The organism is Rhodoferax sp. (assembly GCF_028688795.1).
Lineage (GTDB): Bacteria > Pseudomonadota > Gammaproteobacteria > Burkholderiales > Burkholderiaceae_C > Rhodoferax.
In genome coordinates, this window is sequence record NZ_JAQTXM010000013.1 from 47,114 (window position 1) to 63,281 (window position 16,168).

A 16,168-nucleotide genomic window follows, 5' to 3' on the forward strand; every position below is an offset into this window, starting at 1 on the left:
CGGTTCAGTGGCCATCGTATGAAATCAGGCGCAATACTTCAGTGCGCCGGCACACAGAACCTGGCCTATGCGGCCAACTTGGCAAACTGCTTGAGCGCAAAAGCCCAAATCATGCGGGACGCGTCCGGCCCCTTCGGATCACTGAAGTTCTGGCTGGCCGCACCGCCACTCCAGGCGTGCCCCAGCCCTTGCACGACACACAGGGTTGCCACCAGTCTGCCTTTTACCTTGTAGTCGGTGAGTGTTGCGGGCAACCGGGCACCGCGCTGAACGGTGCGTGGTTTGGCTGGAGCTGCGCCCTCACGGGCAGCCCACAGGTGAGCGGCGGTGGCGCCATTGCTTGGGGCCACCAGGTGGTCGGCACTGCCCTGAATGACCAGCAATGCCGGCAAATGGGTGCCCGCTGCCAGGGGCGACAGAGGTGTGGCCACGCCACCCCCTCGCATGGCGGTGAGTGCGCTGGCCGTGGCGTGGGCAATGCCCGGTGCAACACCTGAGTGCATGGCAATGGCCCCAAAACTTTTTGGGTGCCGAACCGCCAACAGCGCCGCCATGCTGGCACCGGCCGACAAGCCTGCCAAGGCAATACGCGCCGGGTCAATCGCCTGCAATTGGCACACCTGGTGGATGGTGGCAAGAATCGTCTCGGCTTCTGCCTGGGCCTGGCCTGAGCGCGTCTGGTGCCAGTTCCAGCAGCCTTGCAAGTTGGCCAGGTGGTTTTGTTCGGGGTACAGCACCACAAAGCCTTCTTTGGCGGCAATCTGGTTCATGCGTGTGCTGGAGGCAAAAGCATCGGCGCTTTGGGTGCAGCCATGCAGCATCACCAGCAAAGGCAGGCGCGCCCTGCGCCGCGCACCCGGCGGCACGAAAAGCCGGTAGCGTTGCACCCCGGCCATGCCCGCTGTGAAGCCGGCCCGCAACTGCACTGTCTTGGTCGCTTTGGCCCGGGCCGGGGTGGTTTTGCTGGCTGCTGGCTTACGCGCAACAGTTTTTCGTGCGAGCGATTTTTGTGCTGCAGGTTTGCTTGGCCGCAAGGCCTGCGCCACGGCCTTTGTGCCGGCCCGAATGGCACTGCGCGTCAACGCCTTGAGTGAGCGCTGGATGGCGCGGCTAAAAACGGTGCTTCGAACTCGTCTGGTCATAATTTGTGGAAATTCTTGGAAGGCAGCGCGTGCCCGATCTCAATGCGTTGGTGTCGGAGCGGGCTGCGCGCTGACTCGCCAAATAACGTTACCCACATCATCCGCCACCAGCAACGCACCTTGGTTGTTGAGCGCCACGCCCACCGGTCTGCCATAAGCATCGCCGTCTTCGCTGAGAAAACCGCTCAGCACGTCAACCGGCAAGCCAGCAGGTCGGCCGTCTTTGAAAGGCACAAAAATCACCTTGTAGCCACTGTGCGGACGGCGGTTCCAGGAGCCATGCTGGCCAATGAACATGCCGTTGGCAAAGGCAGCGGACAGGGTGGTCCCGGCAGAAAAGGCCAAGCCAAGCGGTGCTGTGTGTGAACCAAGCGCGTAGTCGGGCGCAATGGCACGGGCAACAAGTGCGGGTTGTGGCGGGGTTACACGCGTGTCAACATGCTGGCCGAAATAGCTGTAGGGCCAGCCATAAAAGGCGCCGTCTTGCACGGAGGTCAGGTAGTCAGGCACCAAGTCGTTGCCAAGCTCGTCTCGTTCATTCACTACCGTCCACAGGGCCCCGCTGTGCGGCTCCCAGGCCATGCCATTGGGGTTGCGCAGGCCGGTGGCGAAAATTCGATGCCCGCCATTTTGCAGGTCAACTTGCCAGATGGCGGCGCGCCCGGCTTCCACCGCCATACCGCGTTCAGCGACATTGCTGTTGGAGCCCACGGTGACAAATAATTTTTTGCCATCTTGGCTGGCGATGATGTTTTTGGTCCAGTGGTGGTTGATCGGGCCCGCGGGCAAGCTCAACACGTGCGTGCCGTCGGCCGTGATGCGGGTGTCTCCATCTTTGTAGGGAAATCGCAACACGGCGTCAGTGTTCGCCACGTAAAGATCATGGCCAACCAAGGCCATGCCAAAAGGCGAGTGCAGTCCGTCCAGCAGCACCGACCGCAGGTCTGCCACGCCATCACCGTTGGTGTCGCGCAGCAGCGTGATGCGGTTGGCGCTGGGCACGCCTGCGCCTGCGCGCTTCATGACCAGTTTCATGGCCCAACCGATGAGGCCCTTGGCATCGTCGGGTTTGGCGGGTGCGTTGGTCTCGGCCACCAGCACGTCGCCGTTAGGCAACACGTAAAGCCAGCGTGGGTGATCCAGATCACGGGCGAAAGCGTCGACACCCATGCCGGGCGCTGCCTGCGGCGTGACACCATTGGGCCAGCCCTTGGCCGGCGCTATGTGCACGGTCGGAATCAGCGCGTGTTGGGGGGCGGGAAGCGTGGGCGATGGCCCTGTGCCTGCGGTAAGAGGCAAAGTAGCCATGTCGCCACAAGCCGACATGGCCAACACCACGGCAGCCATCAGTGCATTGCCTGCGCAACGCACCTGCTTGCTGCCCATGAATTGGCGCAGTGTCAGATCCGTCCCATCAGCAGCAAGATGACGATGATGATCACCACCAGACCTAAGCCGCCGGTGGGGCCATAGCCCCAGCCTTTGCTGTGTGGCCAAGCGGGAATGGCCCCGATCAACATCAGGATCAGAACGATCAACAGGATGGTGCCTATGCTCATGAGATGCTCCTTGAGTGAGGGTTAAGTAAATTTAATTGGCTGGCGCTGAAGCGGGTGGCATCACGATGATGGTGGTGCCGTCGCCAGTTTTGCCGGTGGCGCCTGTGGCACCTGTGGCACCTGTGTAACCCGTGTTACCGGTATTGCCAGTCGCACCTGTATCGCCAGTGGCACCCGTGCCGCCTGAGCTGCCAGTGGCACCGGTGGCGCCAGTCGGGCCGGCAGGGCCGGGCACGGCGACGGGTGCGGCGACGGGTGCGGCGACGGGTGCGGCGGGCACGGTAATGACGGCGGGACGGTCACAGGCAGCCAGACTCAGGGCAGCAGCGACAGCGAATATGGGTAGGGCGTATTTCATTTGTAATCCTTGAAGAGTAAAAAATATGGCACCGCAAAGGCATAACCCTTGCTGATCATTTGATGCCGCTTGGGCGATCTTTTTATTGCCATGGCCGTAGCTTAAGGAGATGCGCTCAAGAGTTCTGTGCGGCGGCACACCAAGCAAACCAATCGTTTCTGCCCACCAGCTTAATGAAATCAGGCCGCGTGTGGACCAAGCATCTGGCCTGTGTCAATCCAGGCGTCAAACTGCTCAGCGCTGACGGTTCCCAGTGTCAGCGCCGCCTCGCGCAGCGTGACCCTTTGGGCATGCGCGTGTTTGGCAATTTGCGCAGCACGGTCATAGCCAATGTGCGGCGCCAGCGCGGTGACCAGCATCAGCGAGCTGTGCAGCAACTCATCGATGCGCGCGGCGTTCACTGTGATGCCCACCACGCAGTGCCGGGTAAAACTCTGCATGGCATCGCCCAGCAGACGCAGGCTGTCAAGCGTGTCAAGGATGATCAGCGGCTTGTACACATTGAGCTCAAAGTGTCCCTGGCTGGCGGCAAAGCCAATGGCGGCGTCATGCCCCATGACCTGCGCGCAGACCATGGTCAGGGCCTCAATTTGGGTGGGGTTGACCTTGCCGGGCATGATGGAGCTGCCGGGCTCGTTTTGCGGTAACTGCAGCTCGCCCAGTCCAGCGCGCGGCCCACTGCCCAACAGGCGAATGTCATTGCCGATTTTGGTCAAGGCAACGGCCAGCATTCTCAGGCTGCCATGAAATGCCACCAGTGCCTCATGGCCGGCCAGGGCTGCAAACAGGTTGTCAGCCTGCGCCAGTGGCAGGCCAAGTTGCTTTGCCAGTTTGGCCGCCACCCGGGCGCCGAACTCTGGGTGTGTGTTCAGGCCGGTGCCCACTGCGGTGCCGCCAATGGCCAGGCGGTGCACGGCCAGCAGGGCGTGCTTAATGCTGCTCTCACACAGCGTAAGTTGCGCCTCGTAGCCACCCAGTTCCTGGCCCAGCGTGATGGGTGTGGCGTCTTGCAAATGGGTGCGGCCGATTTTGATGACGTCGGCAAATGCCTTTGATTTGGCAACCAATACAAGGCGCAGCGTTTGCAGCGCGGGCAACAAGCCTGATTTGGCCTGCAACGCTACGGCGATGTGCATGGCGCTGGGAAACACATCGTTGGACGACTGTCCCAGGTTTACATCGTCATTGGGGTGCACATGTGGTCCGGCCAGCCTGGCGATCACCTCATTAACGTTCATGTTGCTTTGCGTGCCAGATCCGGTTTGCCAGACCGACAGCGGGAATTCGGCATCAAATTCGCCAGCTGCCACGCGCTGCGCCGCGTTGGCAATGGCCTGCGCCTTGCTGGCATCAAGCAAGTTCAGCTCGCCATTGACCAGGGCGGCCGCCCACTTAACCCACGCCAGCGCATGAATCACCGGCAGTGGCATGCGCTGCTCGCCAATGTCAAAAAAATGCAGGCTGCGCTCAGTTTGCGCGCCCCACAAAGCAGCTTCTGGGACCTCGATGGGGCCAAAACTGTCGGTTTCAGTGCGCATACTGGGCATGGCAAGTCTCCTTGAAAGTGACTTGAATCCTTGTTGGGTCTCCGGCAGGTGGCTTAGACCTTCAGGAAATCAAGCAAATCGGTGGTCAGGCGCGCCTTGTGCGTGGCAAACAAGCCGTGCGGAGCGCCCTCATATTCAAGCAGGGTGGCGTGTGCAATGCCTTTGGCCGTGAGCCGGCTTGAGGCATCGATGGGCACCACTTGGTCATTGGTACCGTGAACGATGAGCGTGGGTACCTTGAAGGCAGCTAGCTCGGGGCGGAAATCTGTCGTGGTGAACGACTTGGCGCAGCCCAAGGTGGCTTGCAAGCTGGCTTGCATGCCCACGCTGCGGGCCCATTCCAGCACCTGCGTGCTCACCGGCCGTGCATCAGCGGTGACTGCAAAAAATTTCTCAAAAAAGCTCGCCAAAAACTTGGGGCGGTCATCACGGATGGCCTGCGCCGTCTTGTCGAACGCGGCTTGTTCTGCACCCAGCGGGTTGTCATCAGTTTTCAGCCGGAAGGGCAGGCTGGCAGACACCAGCACTGCCTTGGCCACCGACTTGCCACCGTGGCGCGACATGTAGCGGGCCACTTCACCGCCACCCATCGAGAAGCCAACGATGACCGCGTCTTTGGCGCCAGTTTGCTCAATGACAGCAGCCAAGTCGTCAGACAGGGTGTCGTAGTCGTAACCACTCCAGGGCTGGGTGGAGCGGCCAAAGCCTCGTCTGTCGTAGGCAATGGCCCGGTAGCCCGCGTTGGCAAGCGCCATCGCCTGATCATCCCAACTGTCTGATGACAAGGGCCAACCATGGATCAGGATCACGGGTTGCCCCGTACCCCAATCCTTGACATAAAGCTCGGTCTGGTCAGCGGTGATGATCTTGGGCATGGTGGCGCTCCTATTTAGGCGTTGCGGGTTTTAGTTCTTGCCGAACTGGGTCTTGGCAGCTGCTACACAGCTGTCTTTGGCGGCACCAGCCAGGGCATCGCACTTCTCAATGGCCACCTTGTAGTTGGCATCGCTTTTGTCGGCGGTGGCTTCTTTTTTGGCTTCACCGATCTGCTTGCCCAGCTTGGCATCTGCCAGACCCTTGACTTCAACGGCCTTGGCTTCTTTCACGCAAACATCTTTGGCGTTACCAGCCTGGTCGTCACACTTCTCCTTGGCCACAGCGTATGCTGATTTGGCTTTGGCTTCAAGCACCTTGGTCTGGTCAGCGGCTTTGCCGGTGTAGCTGAATTCCAGCTCGGCACGGGCGACGGATTCCTTGGCCTTGGCTTCTTGCACGCAGACATCCTTGGCGTTGTCCTTGAAGGCGTCGCAGGCCTTTTTGTCAACCTTGTACTCGGCGCTGATGCGGGTCTTTTCAGCCTTGTATTCGGCTTTGGTGAGGGTTGAAGCCTGGGCTACCGAGAATGATAGCAGGGCAGCAACAATGAGCGAAGCTTTGAAATTGCGAGAGATGTTCATAGATATCCTTTTTGTGAATGCCAACCACAGAGACTTAGAGACGGGTGTCTCTTTCTCAAACACGGGCCAAATGACCGTGTGATGTGCGACATGGCCTGACGTTACGCAAGCTCAGACAAATGGTCTGTGCGCTGGCTAACCTACGGCTGTGTGATGTGCCGAACAGACCCGCTGCGACCTGTCACGTAGTCTCTCGGACAATTCTTTTACAGCAAAGGGTGCCCCATGAAACACAAACTTGTGATGAAAAACTTTCCGATTGTTTGCGTGGGTGGCTCGGCCGGCGGGCTTGACGCCTATATCCGGCTGCTGAAATGCTTGCCCACCAACACGGGTGTGGCAATAGTGATCGTCAACCACATCACCTTGATGCCCACGCAGCTGCATGAGGTATTGCCGCGTTTCACAGGCATGCCTGTCGAGCTGATCACAGACAACCTGGTGATTGAACCCAACCACGTGTTCATCATCCCGGCCAACCGTGATCTGCACGTGGATGATGGCGTGTTTCATTTGAAGCCGATCTCCAAGCCGCGCGGCTGGCCCGATGTGATCACGGTCTTCTTGAAGTCGCTCACAGCCTATTGGGACGGCAAACTGATTGCCGTGATTGTGTCGGGTTACGACGGTGACGGTGCGGCGGCGCTGTGCGGCATTCAGGAAGTGGGTGGCATCACCATCGCGCAAAAGCTTGATACCGCCAGTCAGCCCGACATGCCTGAGAGTGCCATTGACACAGGCTGCATTGACTTTGTGCTTACACCCGAAGACATTGCCAAGGAAATTGTGCGTATTGCACAGGGTGAAGCAAAGACAGCGTAATGGTTGCCGGGTATTTCTGCGACTTGGAATGTTTCAACAAGTGGCGCAAACAGGCGGCGAGTCCAGCCACCCGGACATCGATGGATTAGGCGTCTTGCTGCCGCTCCAATTCTGCAGACTGCTCAGGGTCTTCACGGCCTTCTGGGAAATCTGGAGCGGCTGCTGAGCTTGGCGTGTTCACCAAATGGCAATCTTCACGGCTTGAGGGTGGTTCAGCCGGACTGAGCATTTTGGCAACTTCGAGGCACAGACGCCGCTTCTTTGGTAATTTGGGTTTCATGGTGCTGTTAAATCCGACCACAAGATAGATCAGGACCCACTGAGACACCGAACGCGCCCGCAGGTTTACCAGACCATGCGCTTTGACCGTCGGGGCGCGACGCATGGTCGATGGTATTTTTGAGCACACCGTGAATGGATCGGTTGTATTCAGGCGTGACAAACAACAAGCCATGAGCCACCTTGATTTCCGTTTTCAGACGGATAACTGAATCGACTTGGTGGGCGTCGTCGTCTTGGTTGTACAGCGGCAGGCCATCGATTTTTACCTGCTTGAACGAGAAGTCTAGTGGCGCGAGTTTTGCCATGGCACCCGCCAGTCTTCGGTTGAATGACTCGTGGCGAAGGCTGCTGACAAGAACTGCAATTTGATATTGACTCATGATCCTCTCCCATAAATGAGGATGTGTTGTTTCTGCGGAAACTACGTTGACTTTCGAACAATGCCCACGAAGTGAATCAGTCATGATTTGTTTGATAACTCGCAATCACCCAGCGCGCCAACATGAAATGATGGCAGCACCATGAAACCCGAGCCCAATTTGTACGACCTGTTGGAAGTTAGCCCCGCTGCCAGTGACCTGGTCGTCAGGGCCGCCTACCGGAGCCTGACCCAAGCCAACCACCCCGACAAGAATTCAGGCAATGCCAGCGCCAGCGCGCGGCAGGCGGCTATCAACCATGCCTATTTTGTGTTGTCTGACCCACTCAGGCGCCAACGTTATGACCAGACGTTGGGGCTGGCCCAAGGGTTTGTAGAGCGCCGCGGCAGCGACCTGCCCAAGCAACGCCAAGCCAGCGTGCCAGCCGATGCCACTCAGGGCTTGCGCGCGTTTGTTTTTCGGCCGTTGAACTGAGTGGCTTGTGTGGCTGACTACAAAGAAACGGCGCCTACCTGAGCGGCTGCAGGCCGCAGCAGTTGCCGCAACACAAACGGCAATATGCCGCCGGCCCGGTAGTAGTCCACCTCAATCGGGGTGTCAATGCGCAGCAGCACTGTGACCGTCGTGCGGCTGCCATCGGCGCGGGTGATGACCAACTGCGCGTCACTCTGCGGGCGCAGGTCTGCGTCGGGCAGGATGTCAATCACTTCACTGCCGGTTAAGCCCAGGCTTTGCCAACTGGCATCGGCCTTGAACTGCAACGGCAGCACGCCCATGCCGACCAGGTTACTGCGGTGGATGCGCTCAAAACTCTTCGCCACCACCGCCTTGATGCCCAGCAGCTGTGTGCCTTTGGCGGCCCAGTCACGACTCGACCCGGTGCCGTATTCCTCACCCGCAAACACCACGGTGGGCATACCGGCTGCCATGTAGCGGCTAGCGGCGTCAAAAATGGACAGAATTTCACCCGTGGCACCGTCGCCTTGTGTGCCAACGGGTGCCTGGTACAGCGTCAGGCCACCTTCAGTGCGCGTGCCATCTGGCTGCGCCGGGATCATCAAGTTCTTGATGCGCACATTGGCAAACGTGCCGCGCACCATCACCTCATGGTTGCCACGGCGTGCGCCGTAAGAGTTGAAGTCGGCTTGTTGCACACCGTGCGCCAGCAGCCATTGGCCAGCGGGTGAAGTTGCCGCAATGTTGCCTGCTGGCGAAATATGGTCGGTGGTGATGGAATCACCAAACAACGCCATGATGCGGGCACCCTGCACAGATTCAGTGCCTTTTAGGCCTCTAGCCCCCGTTTTGCTTGCGCGATCAGCTATAGGTTCCATAGTGAAGGTGGCAAAGAAAGGCGGCTCTGCAATGTAGGTGCTCTTGGGCCAGGTGTAGCTGGTGCCCGTTACGCCAGTGATGGCTTGCCACAGCAGGCCAGGCTCGGTGGCAATTCGGGCGTAGTTCTCGCGGTAGGCGTTGCCGTTCATGGCAAAGGCCATCAGCGCCTGAATCTCGTCGCTGCTGGGCCAGATGTCGGCCAGGTAAACATCTTTGCCGCCGGTGCCTTGGCCTACTGGCTGGGTGCTCAGGTCGCGCAGCACCGTGCCGGCAATCGCATAGGCCACCACCAGCGGCGGGCTGGCCAAAAAATTAGCTTTCAGGTTGGGGTGAATGCGCGCCTCGAAATTGCGGTTGCCCGACAGCACCGCCGCACATACCAGGTCTTGGCCAGTGATGAGCGCATTGAGCTCGGGTGTCAGGTCGCCCGCATTGCCAATGCAGGTGGTGCAGCCATAGCCTGCCAGCGCAAAGCCAAGCTGCTCCAAATAAGGCAGCAAACCGGCCTCAAGGAGGTACTCGGTGACGATGCGCGAGCCCGGCGCCAAAGAGGTCTTGATGTGCGGCTGCACCGTGAGGCCAGCTTCGACAGCCTTTTTGGCCAACAAGCCGGCCGCCAGCAACACGCTGGGGTTGGACGTGTTGGTGCAACTGGTGATGGCGGCGATGAGTACGTCGCCATTGCCTACGGTGACATGGCGGGCGGTATGCATGGGCACTTGGGTTTGGCCAGGTGCATCTGCGGCCGTCTTGCTGGCCTCCAGCGTGGGCCGGTTTTGCACCATCTCTGCGACATCGCGTGGGGCATCTGGCGGCACCGGGGGTGCCAGCGGTGCGTCGTTTGTTGCCACGGCCTGGCCAACGGGAAAACGCGTTAGCAGTTTGTCCGCCGGCTGGTTAAAGCCATTCAGCGCATTCGGTTTGCTGAACAGCTCGGCAAATTGCGCTGCCACCCGGCCCAGCTCAATGCGGTCTTGCGGCCGTTTGGGGCCAGCCAGGCTGGGGGTCACATCCGCCAGGTTCAGTTTGACCACTTGCGAGTAGTCAATGTCGCCACTGAGGGGCACACCAAACAGGCCTTGTGCCTTGAAGTAGGCCTCAAAGGTGTCGATCTCGTCCGGGGTGCGGCCGGTACCCCTGAAGTAAGCAATTGTTTTCTCGTCCACCGGGAAGAAGCCCATGGTGGCGCCATATTCGGGGGCCATGTTGGCGATGGTGGCGCGGTCGGGCAGGGCCAGGGTGCGTGTGCCCTCGCCAAAAAACTCGACAAACTTGCCCACCACCTTGTGCTGGCGCAGGGTTTCGGTCACGGTCAGCACCAAGTCGGTGGCGGTGACACCCTCGCGCAGGCTACCGGTGAGTTCCATGCCCACCACGTCAGGCGTCAACAAATACACCGGCTGGCCCAGCATGGCGGCCTCGGCCTCAATGCCGCCCACACCCCAGCCGACCACCCCTATGCCGTTGATCATGGTGGTGTGGCTGTCGGTGCCAACCAGTGTGTCGGGGTAGTAAATATCACCTTTACCTTGGTGCACGCCGCGCGCCAGGTATTCCAGATTCACCTGGTGCACGATGCCAAAGCCGGGTGGCACCACGCCAAAGGTGTCAAAGGCCTGCATGCCCCATTTCATGAACTCGTAGCGCTCGCGGTTGCGCTGGAATTCAAGTTTCATGTTCAGGTCGAGTGAGTCTTTTTTGCCATAGTGGTCAACCATGATCGAGTGGTCCACCACCAAATCTACCGGTACCAGCGGCTCAATGCGCTGCGGGTCCAGCCCCAGGCGCTGCGCCGTGCTGCGCATGGCTGCCAGGTCTGCCAACAGCGGCACACCGGTGAAGTCTTGCAGCACCACGCGTGAAACCACAAACGGGATCTCGTCGGTGCGGGGCGCGTTGGACTGCCAATTGGCCACCTGGGCCACATGCTCGGCAGTCACCTTGCGGCCATCGCAGTGGCGCAACACGGCTTCCAGCACGATGCGCATCGACACCGGCAGGCGGGTCACGTTGGGGAGTTGCGTAGCCAGCGCCGGCAACGAATAACACTGCCCGACCTTGCCAGACGCGGTGGTGAATGGTTTGATGGTGAATGCAAAAGCGTGGGGCATGGTGATCTCCTAGAAGGGGGTGAAGCCATTCTGGCAGTTGGCCAATGGCCCTGATGAGCACAGTGTCAGTTCCCCCAGATTAACCAGCGTCGCTGTGCTTTTGTTGTGCGCCAACGCACAGACAGCTGCCTTGGAAGCACAAAAAATGGGCGCATGACACACACCAACATGAACACTGACATGCCGTCACCCTCACCAGAACGGATGCCGCCGATGCCAATGCCGCCATCGCCCGCACCGCTGCCATCACAGGTGCCGCGCCCAGTGCCTCCGCCTGCTCCGTTGCCCATGCCGCTGCCGATGTAGGTTCAGCGTCCGCGCTTGCGCCCCACTCTGGGTGAGTCGGCCAGTTGGCAGGCTTGCCGGTAGGCTTGCAGGGTTTTCTGGGCACGGCCCAGCACGGTGTCTGGGGCGTAACCGTTGGCCGTGCCGGGCAGGCCGCTTGCGGCGCCGGTCAGCAATTCAATACCTTCGCTCACGTGTTCAGCGGTATACACATGGAAGCGGCCTTGCGTCACGGCTTGTGTTACCTCGCAGTTCAACATCAGGTGGCGACGGTTGCGCTGCGGAATCAGCACGCCCTGCTGGCCGGTGAGCCCGGCGGTGGCGCAAATCCTGAAAAACCCCTCGATTTTTTCGTTGATGCCACCCACCGGCAGCACCTCGCCATGCTGGTTGACGGCTCCGGTGACGGCAATGCCTTGCCTTAAAGGCAGCCCCGACAGACACGAAAGCAGCGCATACAGCTCGGCGCAAGAGGCCGAGTCGCCCTCAATGCCGTGGTATTCCTGCTCAAACACCAGCGTGGCGTTGAGCGCCAGTGGGGCCTGGGCGGCAAATAAAGCAGACAGGTAGCTGTTCAAAATCAGCACACCTTTGTCGTGGATGGGCCCAGACAATTCCACCTCGCGCTCGATGTTCACCAGGCCGTCTTCACCCGCAGACGTGCGCGCCGTGACCCGCACCGGAAAGCCAAAACGGTAGTCACCCAGGTCAATCTGCGTCAGACCATTGATCTGACCGATTTTTTCGCCATGCAGGCTGATCAAGCGCTCACCATCGGTGATGGTCTCCTGCATGCGCTGGTCGGGGTAGTTGTGGCGCAGGCGGCGGGCTTGCAGCGCGGCGCTCACATCGTCACCTTTCACCAGCGTGCCTTCGCGGCCCTGGCAAACGGCACCGGCTTCCATGACCAGCGCTTCCATGTGAGAAAAGACGCCGCTTTGACGGGTTTGGTCATCGACCTCGCGGTGCGCATCTTCAAGCAAATGCGCCACGGCTTCGGCCGAGAAATGCGGCAAACCCAGCCGCTGGCAGGTCTGGGCCACAAACACGGCGGATGCCCCGTAGGTGTCTGTGCTGGCGACAAAGCTTTCGGCAAAATCCACCTTGACGCGAAAACGCCGAGCAAATTCGGGGTCGGCTTCTTGCAACAAGTAATACTCTTCGGTGGCGCCAATCAGCACAATCTTGACGTTCAGGTCAAGCGCCTCCGGAGCTAGCGACACGGTGGGCATGGGGGCAAACATTTGCATCGGTTCTTCAATCTGCAAGCGCCCGGTGCGCGAAAAGCGCCGCAGCTTTTCCCACACCAGCTCGTCGGTCAGCAAGTCGCGCACATGCAGCATGAGAAAACCGCCATGCGCTTTCAGCAGGCTGCCGGCGCGAATGCGCGAGAAGTCGGTCAGCAGCACATCCTCCTCGGTCTGATACTCGATGCTGCCAAACAGGCTGTGGTACGAGGGGTTGTTCTCAATAATGACCGGCGCACCCGTTAGCGCCTCGTTGTCCACCACCACGTTAACCCGCAGGCGCGACAGCACGGTGGTCAGTTCTTCCAGGCGCAGTTCTTCATCGACCTCAGTGGCCCGAAAGGTGTCCAGGTTGTCCAGCACATGCTGCATCACCTGGTCGAGGTAGTTGCCCAGCTTGACCGAGTCTTTGATCTGTTTTTTCAGCCCGAGCCTGATTTCTTGCAGCTCCCGCTCCAGCAGCGGTTTGATGATCTGGCGGCGCAGGGCGATCACACCCTCGTTCTTGATGCGCTCAAGCGGCCGGATTTTGTCTAGGTAGCGGGCAATTTCGCTGCGCAACTCCTGCTCGGCCAGGTCCACCTGGGCGCGACGGTCTTTGGGTAGCGAGCGGGCCTCGCTCTCGGTCAATGCCTTGCCTTTGGCCCCCAAAAGGGTGAACACCATGTGGCCGTCTTCCCGGTAAAGCGCAAAGTTACGTGCCTCGGCAAAGGCATCAAGCTCGGTATAGGCCTTGGATTCTTCAAGTTTGTAGGCTTTTTCAAGGTGTGCGCTTTCGGCTTTGAAGTCGGGGCCGTCCAGGCGCTGCGGTATTTCTTTTTGCAGCGTTTTGCACAGTTGCACCATGAACTGACGAAGTTGCTTGCCTTGGCCGGGCGGCATGCGCAGGGCGCGGGGTTTGTCTGGGGCGTCAAAGTTGTGCAAATAACACAGGTCCGGTGGCACCGCTTTGGTAGCGGCCACCTGCTGCATCAGCTGTTGCAAGAGCGACGAGCGGCCGCTGCCTACCTCGCCCAGCACAAACAGGTTGTAGTCGGGCTGGTCCATGGTCAGGCCAAATTGCGCCGCGGCTTGTGCCCGCGCCTGGCCGATCCAGGGCAACGGCTGATTCAGCAGCTCGGATGTGTCCTTGAAGCCGAGCGACTCGGGGGCAAGGGTCAGGGTCAGGTCAGAGGGGCTTAAGCTGGCAAGGGACATGATGCGGCTCCTGAGGGTGCGGCCTGCCAGTTTTATCCAATGGGTGAGCCATGTGTTGACATGGCGCAAGCTTGTTGCTTGCGATGCCTGCTTGTGCCCTGATACGATTGGTTACATGGACAAACTGCCAGCCCACGCCGCACCCCAACCTTCGGTTGAAGTGCGGCTGGCGTTGCGCCAGCGCGCTGAGTCTCGCTTTGCTGGCCTGCCAGAGTCGCCCACGGCAGCGCAACTTGCGCAGATGCCGCTTGCCATGCGGCACTTGCTGCACGAGCTGCAAGTGCACCAGATTGAGCTGGAGATGCAAAACGAGGAGCTGCGCCGGGCACAGACGACCCTAGACACCGAGCGGGCCCATTATTTTGATTTTTACGACCTGGCACCGGTTGGCTATTGCACGCTGGATGCGCAGGGGCTGATTGGCCAGGTCAACCTGACCACGGCGCGCTTGATGGGAGTCACGCGTGACAGGCTGGTGGCGCGCCCTCTCAGTCAATTCATCGTTGCAGAAGACCATGATGTTTTTTACCTGTTTCGGCAACGTTTGCTTGAATCCGGTCAAACGGTTTCGTGTGAGCTGCGCATCAAACGCATCGACGGCTCGTTTGTCTGGGTCAGCCTGGCCGCCTTGGCCGTGCCTGCTGACGATGGCAGCACCGCGTTGCGCTTGGTGCTGGGCGACATCACCGAGCGCAAACAGGCTGAGGAAAAACTGCAGCTTGCCGCCAGTGTGTTCAGCCAGACCGGCGAGGGCATCATCGTGACTGACCTGCGGGGCAATATTGTGGAGGTGAATGACGCCTTCACCCGCATCACGGGCTACAGCCGCGCCGAGGTGTTGGGGCGTAATCCGCGCCTGCTTAGCTCTGGCCGGCAAGCCCCGGCGGTTTACCTTGCGCTGTGGGCTGAGCTGACCGAAACCGGCCATTGGTCTGGCGAGCTCTGGAACCGGCGTAAAAACGGCGAGGTTTACGCCGAGTTGTTGTCCGTTAGCGCGGTGCGTGACACACAGGGTGTGGTGCAGCGTTATGTGGCGATGTTTTCTGACATTTCGCAAAGCAAGTCGCACCAGGCACAGCTTGAACACATGGCTTATTACGATGTGCTCACCGGCCTGCCTAACCGCGTGCTGAAAGCCGACCGCCTGCAGCAGGCCATGGCACTGACGCGGCGCAGCGGGAAGCTGCTGGCCGTGGTCTACATCGACCTGGACGGCTTCAAGTCCATCAACGATCACTATGGCCATGCGGCCGGTGACCAAATGCTGATTGCCGTGGCCAAACACATGCAAGCGGCCATGCGTGAGGGCGACACGCTGGCCCGGGTCGGTGGTGATGAGTTTGCCGCCGTGCTGCTTGACCTGGAAAACACCGAGGCCTGCTTGCCTTTGCTGGAGCGTTTGCTGGACTCAGTTGCGCTGCCTTTACACCTGCCTGAGTACACGCTGCAGGTGTCGGCCAGCCTGGGCGTCAGCTTTTACCCGCAGGCGCAAGAGATTGAAGCCGATCAATTGCTGCGCCAGGCCGACCAGGCCATGTACCAGGCCAAGTTGTCGGGCAAAGACCGCTATCAGGTGTTTGATACCGCACAAGACATTAGCTTGCGCAGCTGGCATGAAGACCTGAGCCACATTCACCAGGCGCTGGGGAACCACGAGTTTGTGCTCTATTACCAGCCCAAGGTAAACATGCGCACCGGGCAGGTGATGGGGGTTGAAGCGCTGATTCGCTGGCAACACCCCGCACAGGGGTTGCTGGCGCCGGCGGCGTTTTTGCCGGTGATTGAAAACCATCCGCTGGCCATTGAGGTGGGTGAGTGGGTGATGGATGCCGCCTTGACGCAAATGGAACTCTGGCAGGCCCAAGGGGTGGCGCTGCCAGTGAGCGTTAACGTGGGTGCCCTGCAGTTGCAGCAGCCAGATTTCTTGGCGCGCCTGAAAGCCCTGCTGGCGCGCCACCCCTTGGTGAACCCGGCGCACCTTGAGTTAGAAATACTGGAAACCAGTGCGCTGCAAGACGTGGTGTATGTGTCTGGCCTGATTGAAGCCTGCCGCCAGCTTGGTGTGACGTTTGCACTGGATGACTTTGGCACGGGTTATTCGTCATTGATCTACCTGAAGCGCCTGCGGGTTGCCTTGCTCAAGATTGACCAGGGTTTTGTGCGCGACATGCTGCACGACCCGGATGACCAGGCCATTTTGCAAGGCATTGTCGGTTTGGCCGGCGCCTTTCATTGCGCCGTGATTGCCGAGGGGGTTGAAACTGTGGCGCATGGCAGGCTGTTGCTGCAGTTGGGGTGTGAACTGGCGCAGGGATTTGGCATTGCAAAGCCCATGCCGGCTGCCGATTTGCCCGCCTGGGCCGCTGGCTGGCAGCCCGATGCGGCTTGGCGCGAGGCATGACCTTTGTTGTTATAGCTATCCGCCATGTACCAAGCCAAGGACAAG

General features: G+C 59.9%; 14 protein-coding genes and 1 pseudogene. 3 read left to right on the forward strand and 12 right to left on the reverse strand.

Annotation, left to right across the window (positions count from 1 at the left end):
• Window positions 1-65 precede the first annotated feature (65 nt).
• The 7 genes from PHQ58_RS11300 to PHQ58_RS11330 all read right to left on the reverse strand — a co-directional run bounded on the left by PHQ58_RS11300 (window position 66) and on the right by PHQ58_RS11330 (window position 6,063).
• A complete protein-coding gene (locus PHQ58_RS11300; RefSeq protein ID WP_300111101.1) occupies window positions 66-1,142 on the reverse strand; it encodes a PHB depolymerase family esterase in 1,077 nt (358 codons plus the stop codon).
• 39 nt (window positions 1,143-1,181) lie between these two features.
• Window positions 1,182-2,528 carry a sorbosone dehydrogenase family protein gene (locus tag PHQ58_RS11305; protein ID WP_300111102.1) on the reverse strand — a complete coding sequence of 449 codons (1,347 nt, stop codon included), beginning with the start codon at window positions 2,526-2,528 and terminating at the stop codon, window positions 1,182-1,184.
• 14 nt (window positions 2,529-2,542) lie between these two features.
• Window positions 2,543-2,701: a DUF3309 family protein gene (locus PHQ58_RS11310; RefSeq protein WP_300111103.1), complete on the reverse strand. Its 159-nt coding sequence runs from the start codon at window positions 2,699-2,701 to the stop codon at window positions 2,543-2,545.
• Window positions 2,702-2,732: 31 nt separating this feature from the next.
• On the reverse strand, window positions 2,733-3,059 hold the full coding sequence (locus PHQ58_RS11315; protein WP_300111104.1) for a hypothetical protein: 327 nt from the start codon (window positions 3,057-3,059) through the stop codon (window positions 2,733-2,735).
• A gap of 179 nt (window positions 3,060-3,238) precedes the next feature.
• Complete coding sequence (gene fumC, locus PHQ58_RS11320) at window positions 3,239-4,606, reverse strand: class II fumarate hydratase (RefSeq protein ID WP_300111105.1); 1,368 nt, start codon at window positions 4,604-4,606, stop codon at window positions 3,239-3,241.
• 53 nt (window positions 4,607-4,659) lie between these two features.
• A complete protein-coding gene (locus PHQ58_RS11325; protein ID WP_300111106.1) occupies window positions 4,660-5,481 on the reverse strand; it encodes an alpha/beta hydrolase in 822 nt (273 codons plus the stop codon).
• Between the two features lie 30 nt (window positions 5,482-5,511).
• Complete coding sequence (locus tag PHQ58_RS11330; RefSeq protein WP_300111107.1) at window positions 5,512-6,063, reverse strand: hypothetical protein; 552 nt, start codon at window positions 6,061-6,063, stop codon at window positions 5,512-5,514.
• A 225-nt stretch (window positions 6,064-6,288) separates the two neighbouring features.
• Between PHQ58_RS11330 and PHQ58_RS11335 the strand changes: the two genes are divergently transcribed.
• Window positions 6,289-6,885 carry a chemotaxis protein CheB gene (locus PHQ58_RS11335; RefSeq protein WP_300111108.1) on the forward strand — a complete coding sequence of 199 codons (597 nt, stop codon included), beginning with the start codon at window positions 6,289-6,291 and terminating at the stop codon, window positions 6,883-6,885.
• Between the two features lie 85 nt (window positions 6,886-6,970).
• Here PHQ58_RS11335 and PHQ58_RS11340 read toward each other — a convergent pair whose 3' ends face one another.
• Both PHQ58_RS11340 and PHQ58_RS11345 read right to left on the reverse strand, forming a co-directional pair.
• Window positions 6,971-7,165, reverse strand: coding sequence for a hypothetical protein (locus PHQ58_RS11340; protein ID WP_300111109.1), 195 nt, complete (start codon window positions 7,163-7,165; stop codon window positions 6,971-6,973).
• A 34-nt stretch (window positions 7,166-7,199) separates the two neighbouring features.
• A pseudogene (locus PHQ58_RS11345) lies at window positions 7,200-7,547 on the reverse strand (NADPH-dependent FMN reductase); the annotation flags it as partial.
• A 141-nt stretch (window positions 7,548-7,688) separates the two neighbouring features.
• On the opposite strand from PHQ58_RS11345, the gene PHQ58_RS11350 reads away from it, so the two are divergent.
• On the forward strand, window positions 7,689-8,021 hold the full coding sequence (locus PHQ58_RS11350; RefSeq protein WP_300111110.1) for a J domain-containing protein: 333 nt from the start codon (window positions 7,689-7,691) through the stop codon (window positions 8,019-8,021).
• 17 nt (window positions 8,022-8,038) lie between these two features.
• On the opposite strand, the gene PHQ58_RS11355 is transcribed toward PHQ58_RS11350, so the two are convergent.
• From PHQ58_RS11355 to PHQ58_RS11365, 3 genes are all read right to left on the reverse strand, one after another.
• On the reverse strand, window positions 8,039-10,993 hold the full coding sequence (locus PHQ58_RS11355; protein WP_300111111.1) for an aconitate hydratase: 2,955 nt from the start codon (window positions 10,991-10,993) through the stop codon (window positions 8,039-8,041).
• Between the two features lie 65 nt (window positions 10,994-11,058).
• Window positions 11,059-11,283 carry a hypothetical protein gene (locus PHQ58_RS11360; RefSeq protein WP_300111112.1) on the reverse strand — a complete coding sequence of 75 codons (225 nt, stop codon included), beginning with the start codon at window positions 11,281-11,283 and terminating at the stop codon, window positions 11,059-11,061.
• Window positions 11,284-11,301: 18 nt separating this feature from the next.
• On the reverse strand, window positions 11,302-13,722 hold the full coding sequence (locus tag PHQ58_RS11365) for a Lon protease family protein (RefSeq protein WP_300111113.1): 2,421 nt from the start codon (window positions 13,720-13,722) through the stop codon (window positions 11,302-11,304).
• A 115-nt stretch (window positions 13,723-13,837) separates the two neighbouring features.
• Between PHQ58_RS11365 and PHQ58_RS11370 the strand changes: the two genes are divergently transcribed.
• The gene (locus tag PHQ58_RS11370) at window positions 13,838-16,123 is read left to right on the forward strand and encodes an EAL domain-containing protein (RefSeq protein WP_300111114.1); all 2,286 of its coding nucleotides are present in this window, start codon (window positions 13,838-13,840) and stop codon (window positions 16,121-16,123) included.
• Window positions 16,124-16,168 lie beyond the last annotated feature (45 nt).

What these genes read in the sequence shown, in the direction of transcription:
- PHQ58_RS11335 (WP_300111108.1), top strand. Translation starts at nt 6,289, where the DNA reads ATGAAACACAAACTTGTGATGAAAAACTTTCCGATTGTTTGCGTGGGT.
- PHQ58_RS11325 (WP_300111106.1), bottom strand. Translation starts at nt 5,481, where the DNA reads ATGCCCAAGATCATCACCGCTGACCAGACCGAGCTTTATGTCAAGGAT.
- PHQ58_RS11310 (WP_300111103.1), bottom strand. Translation starts at nt 2,701, where the DNA reads ATGAGCATAGGCACCATCCTGTTGATCGTTCTGATCCTGATGTTGATC.
- PHQ58_RS11330 (WP_300111107.1), bottom strand. Translation starts at nt 6,063, where the DNA reads ATGAACATCTCTCGCAATTTCAAAGCTTCGCTCATTGTTGCTGCCCTG.
- fumC (WP_300111105.1), bottom strand. Translation starts at nt 4,606, where the DNA reads ATGCCCAGTATGCGCACTGAAACCGACAGTTTTGGCCCCATCGAGGTC.
- PHQ58_RS11355 (WP_300111111.1), bottom strand. Translation starts at nt 10,993, where the DNA reads ATGCCCCACGCTTTTGCATTCACCATCAAACCATTCACCACCGCGTCT.
- PHQ58_RS11370 (WP_300111114.1), top strand. Translation starts at nt 13,838, where the DNA reads ATGGACAAACTGCCAGCCCACGCCGCACCCCAACCTTCGGTTGAAGTG.
- PHQ58_RS11315 (WP_300111104.1), bottom strand. Translation starts at nt 3,059, where the DNA reads ATGAAATACGCCCTACCCATATTCGCTGTCGCTGCTGCCCTGAGTCTG.
- PHQ58_RS11350 (WP_300111110.1), top strand. Translation starts at nt 7,689, where the DNA reads ATGAAACCCGAGCCCAATTTGTACGACCTGTTGGAAGTTAGCCCCGCT.
- PHQ58_RS11340 (WP_300111109.1), bottom strand. Translation starts at nt 7,165, where the DNA reads ATGAAACCCAAATTACCAAAGAAGCGGCGTCTGTGCCTCGAAGTTGCC.
- PHQ58_RS11300 (WP_300111101.1), bottom strand. Translation starts at nt 1,142, where the DNA reads ATGACCAGACGAGTTCGAAGCACCGTTTTTAGCCGCGCCATCCAGCGC.
- PHQ58_RS11365 (WP_300111113.1), bottom strand. Translation starts at nt 13,722, where the DNA reads ATGTCCCTTGCCAGCTTAAGCCCCTCTGACCTGACCCTGACCCTTGCC.
- PHQ58_RS11305 (WP_300111102.1), bottom strand. Translation starts at nt 2,528, where the DNA reads ATGGGCAGCAAGCAGGTGCGTTGCGCAGGCAATGCACTGATGGCTGCC.
- PHQ58_RS11360 (WP_300111112.1), bottom strand. Translation starts at nt 11,283, where the DNA reads ATGGGCAACGGAGCAGGCGGAGGCACTGGGCGCGGCACCTGTGATGGC.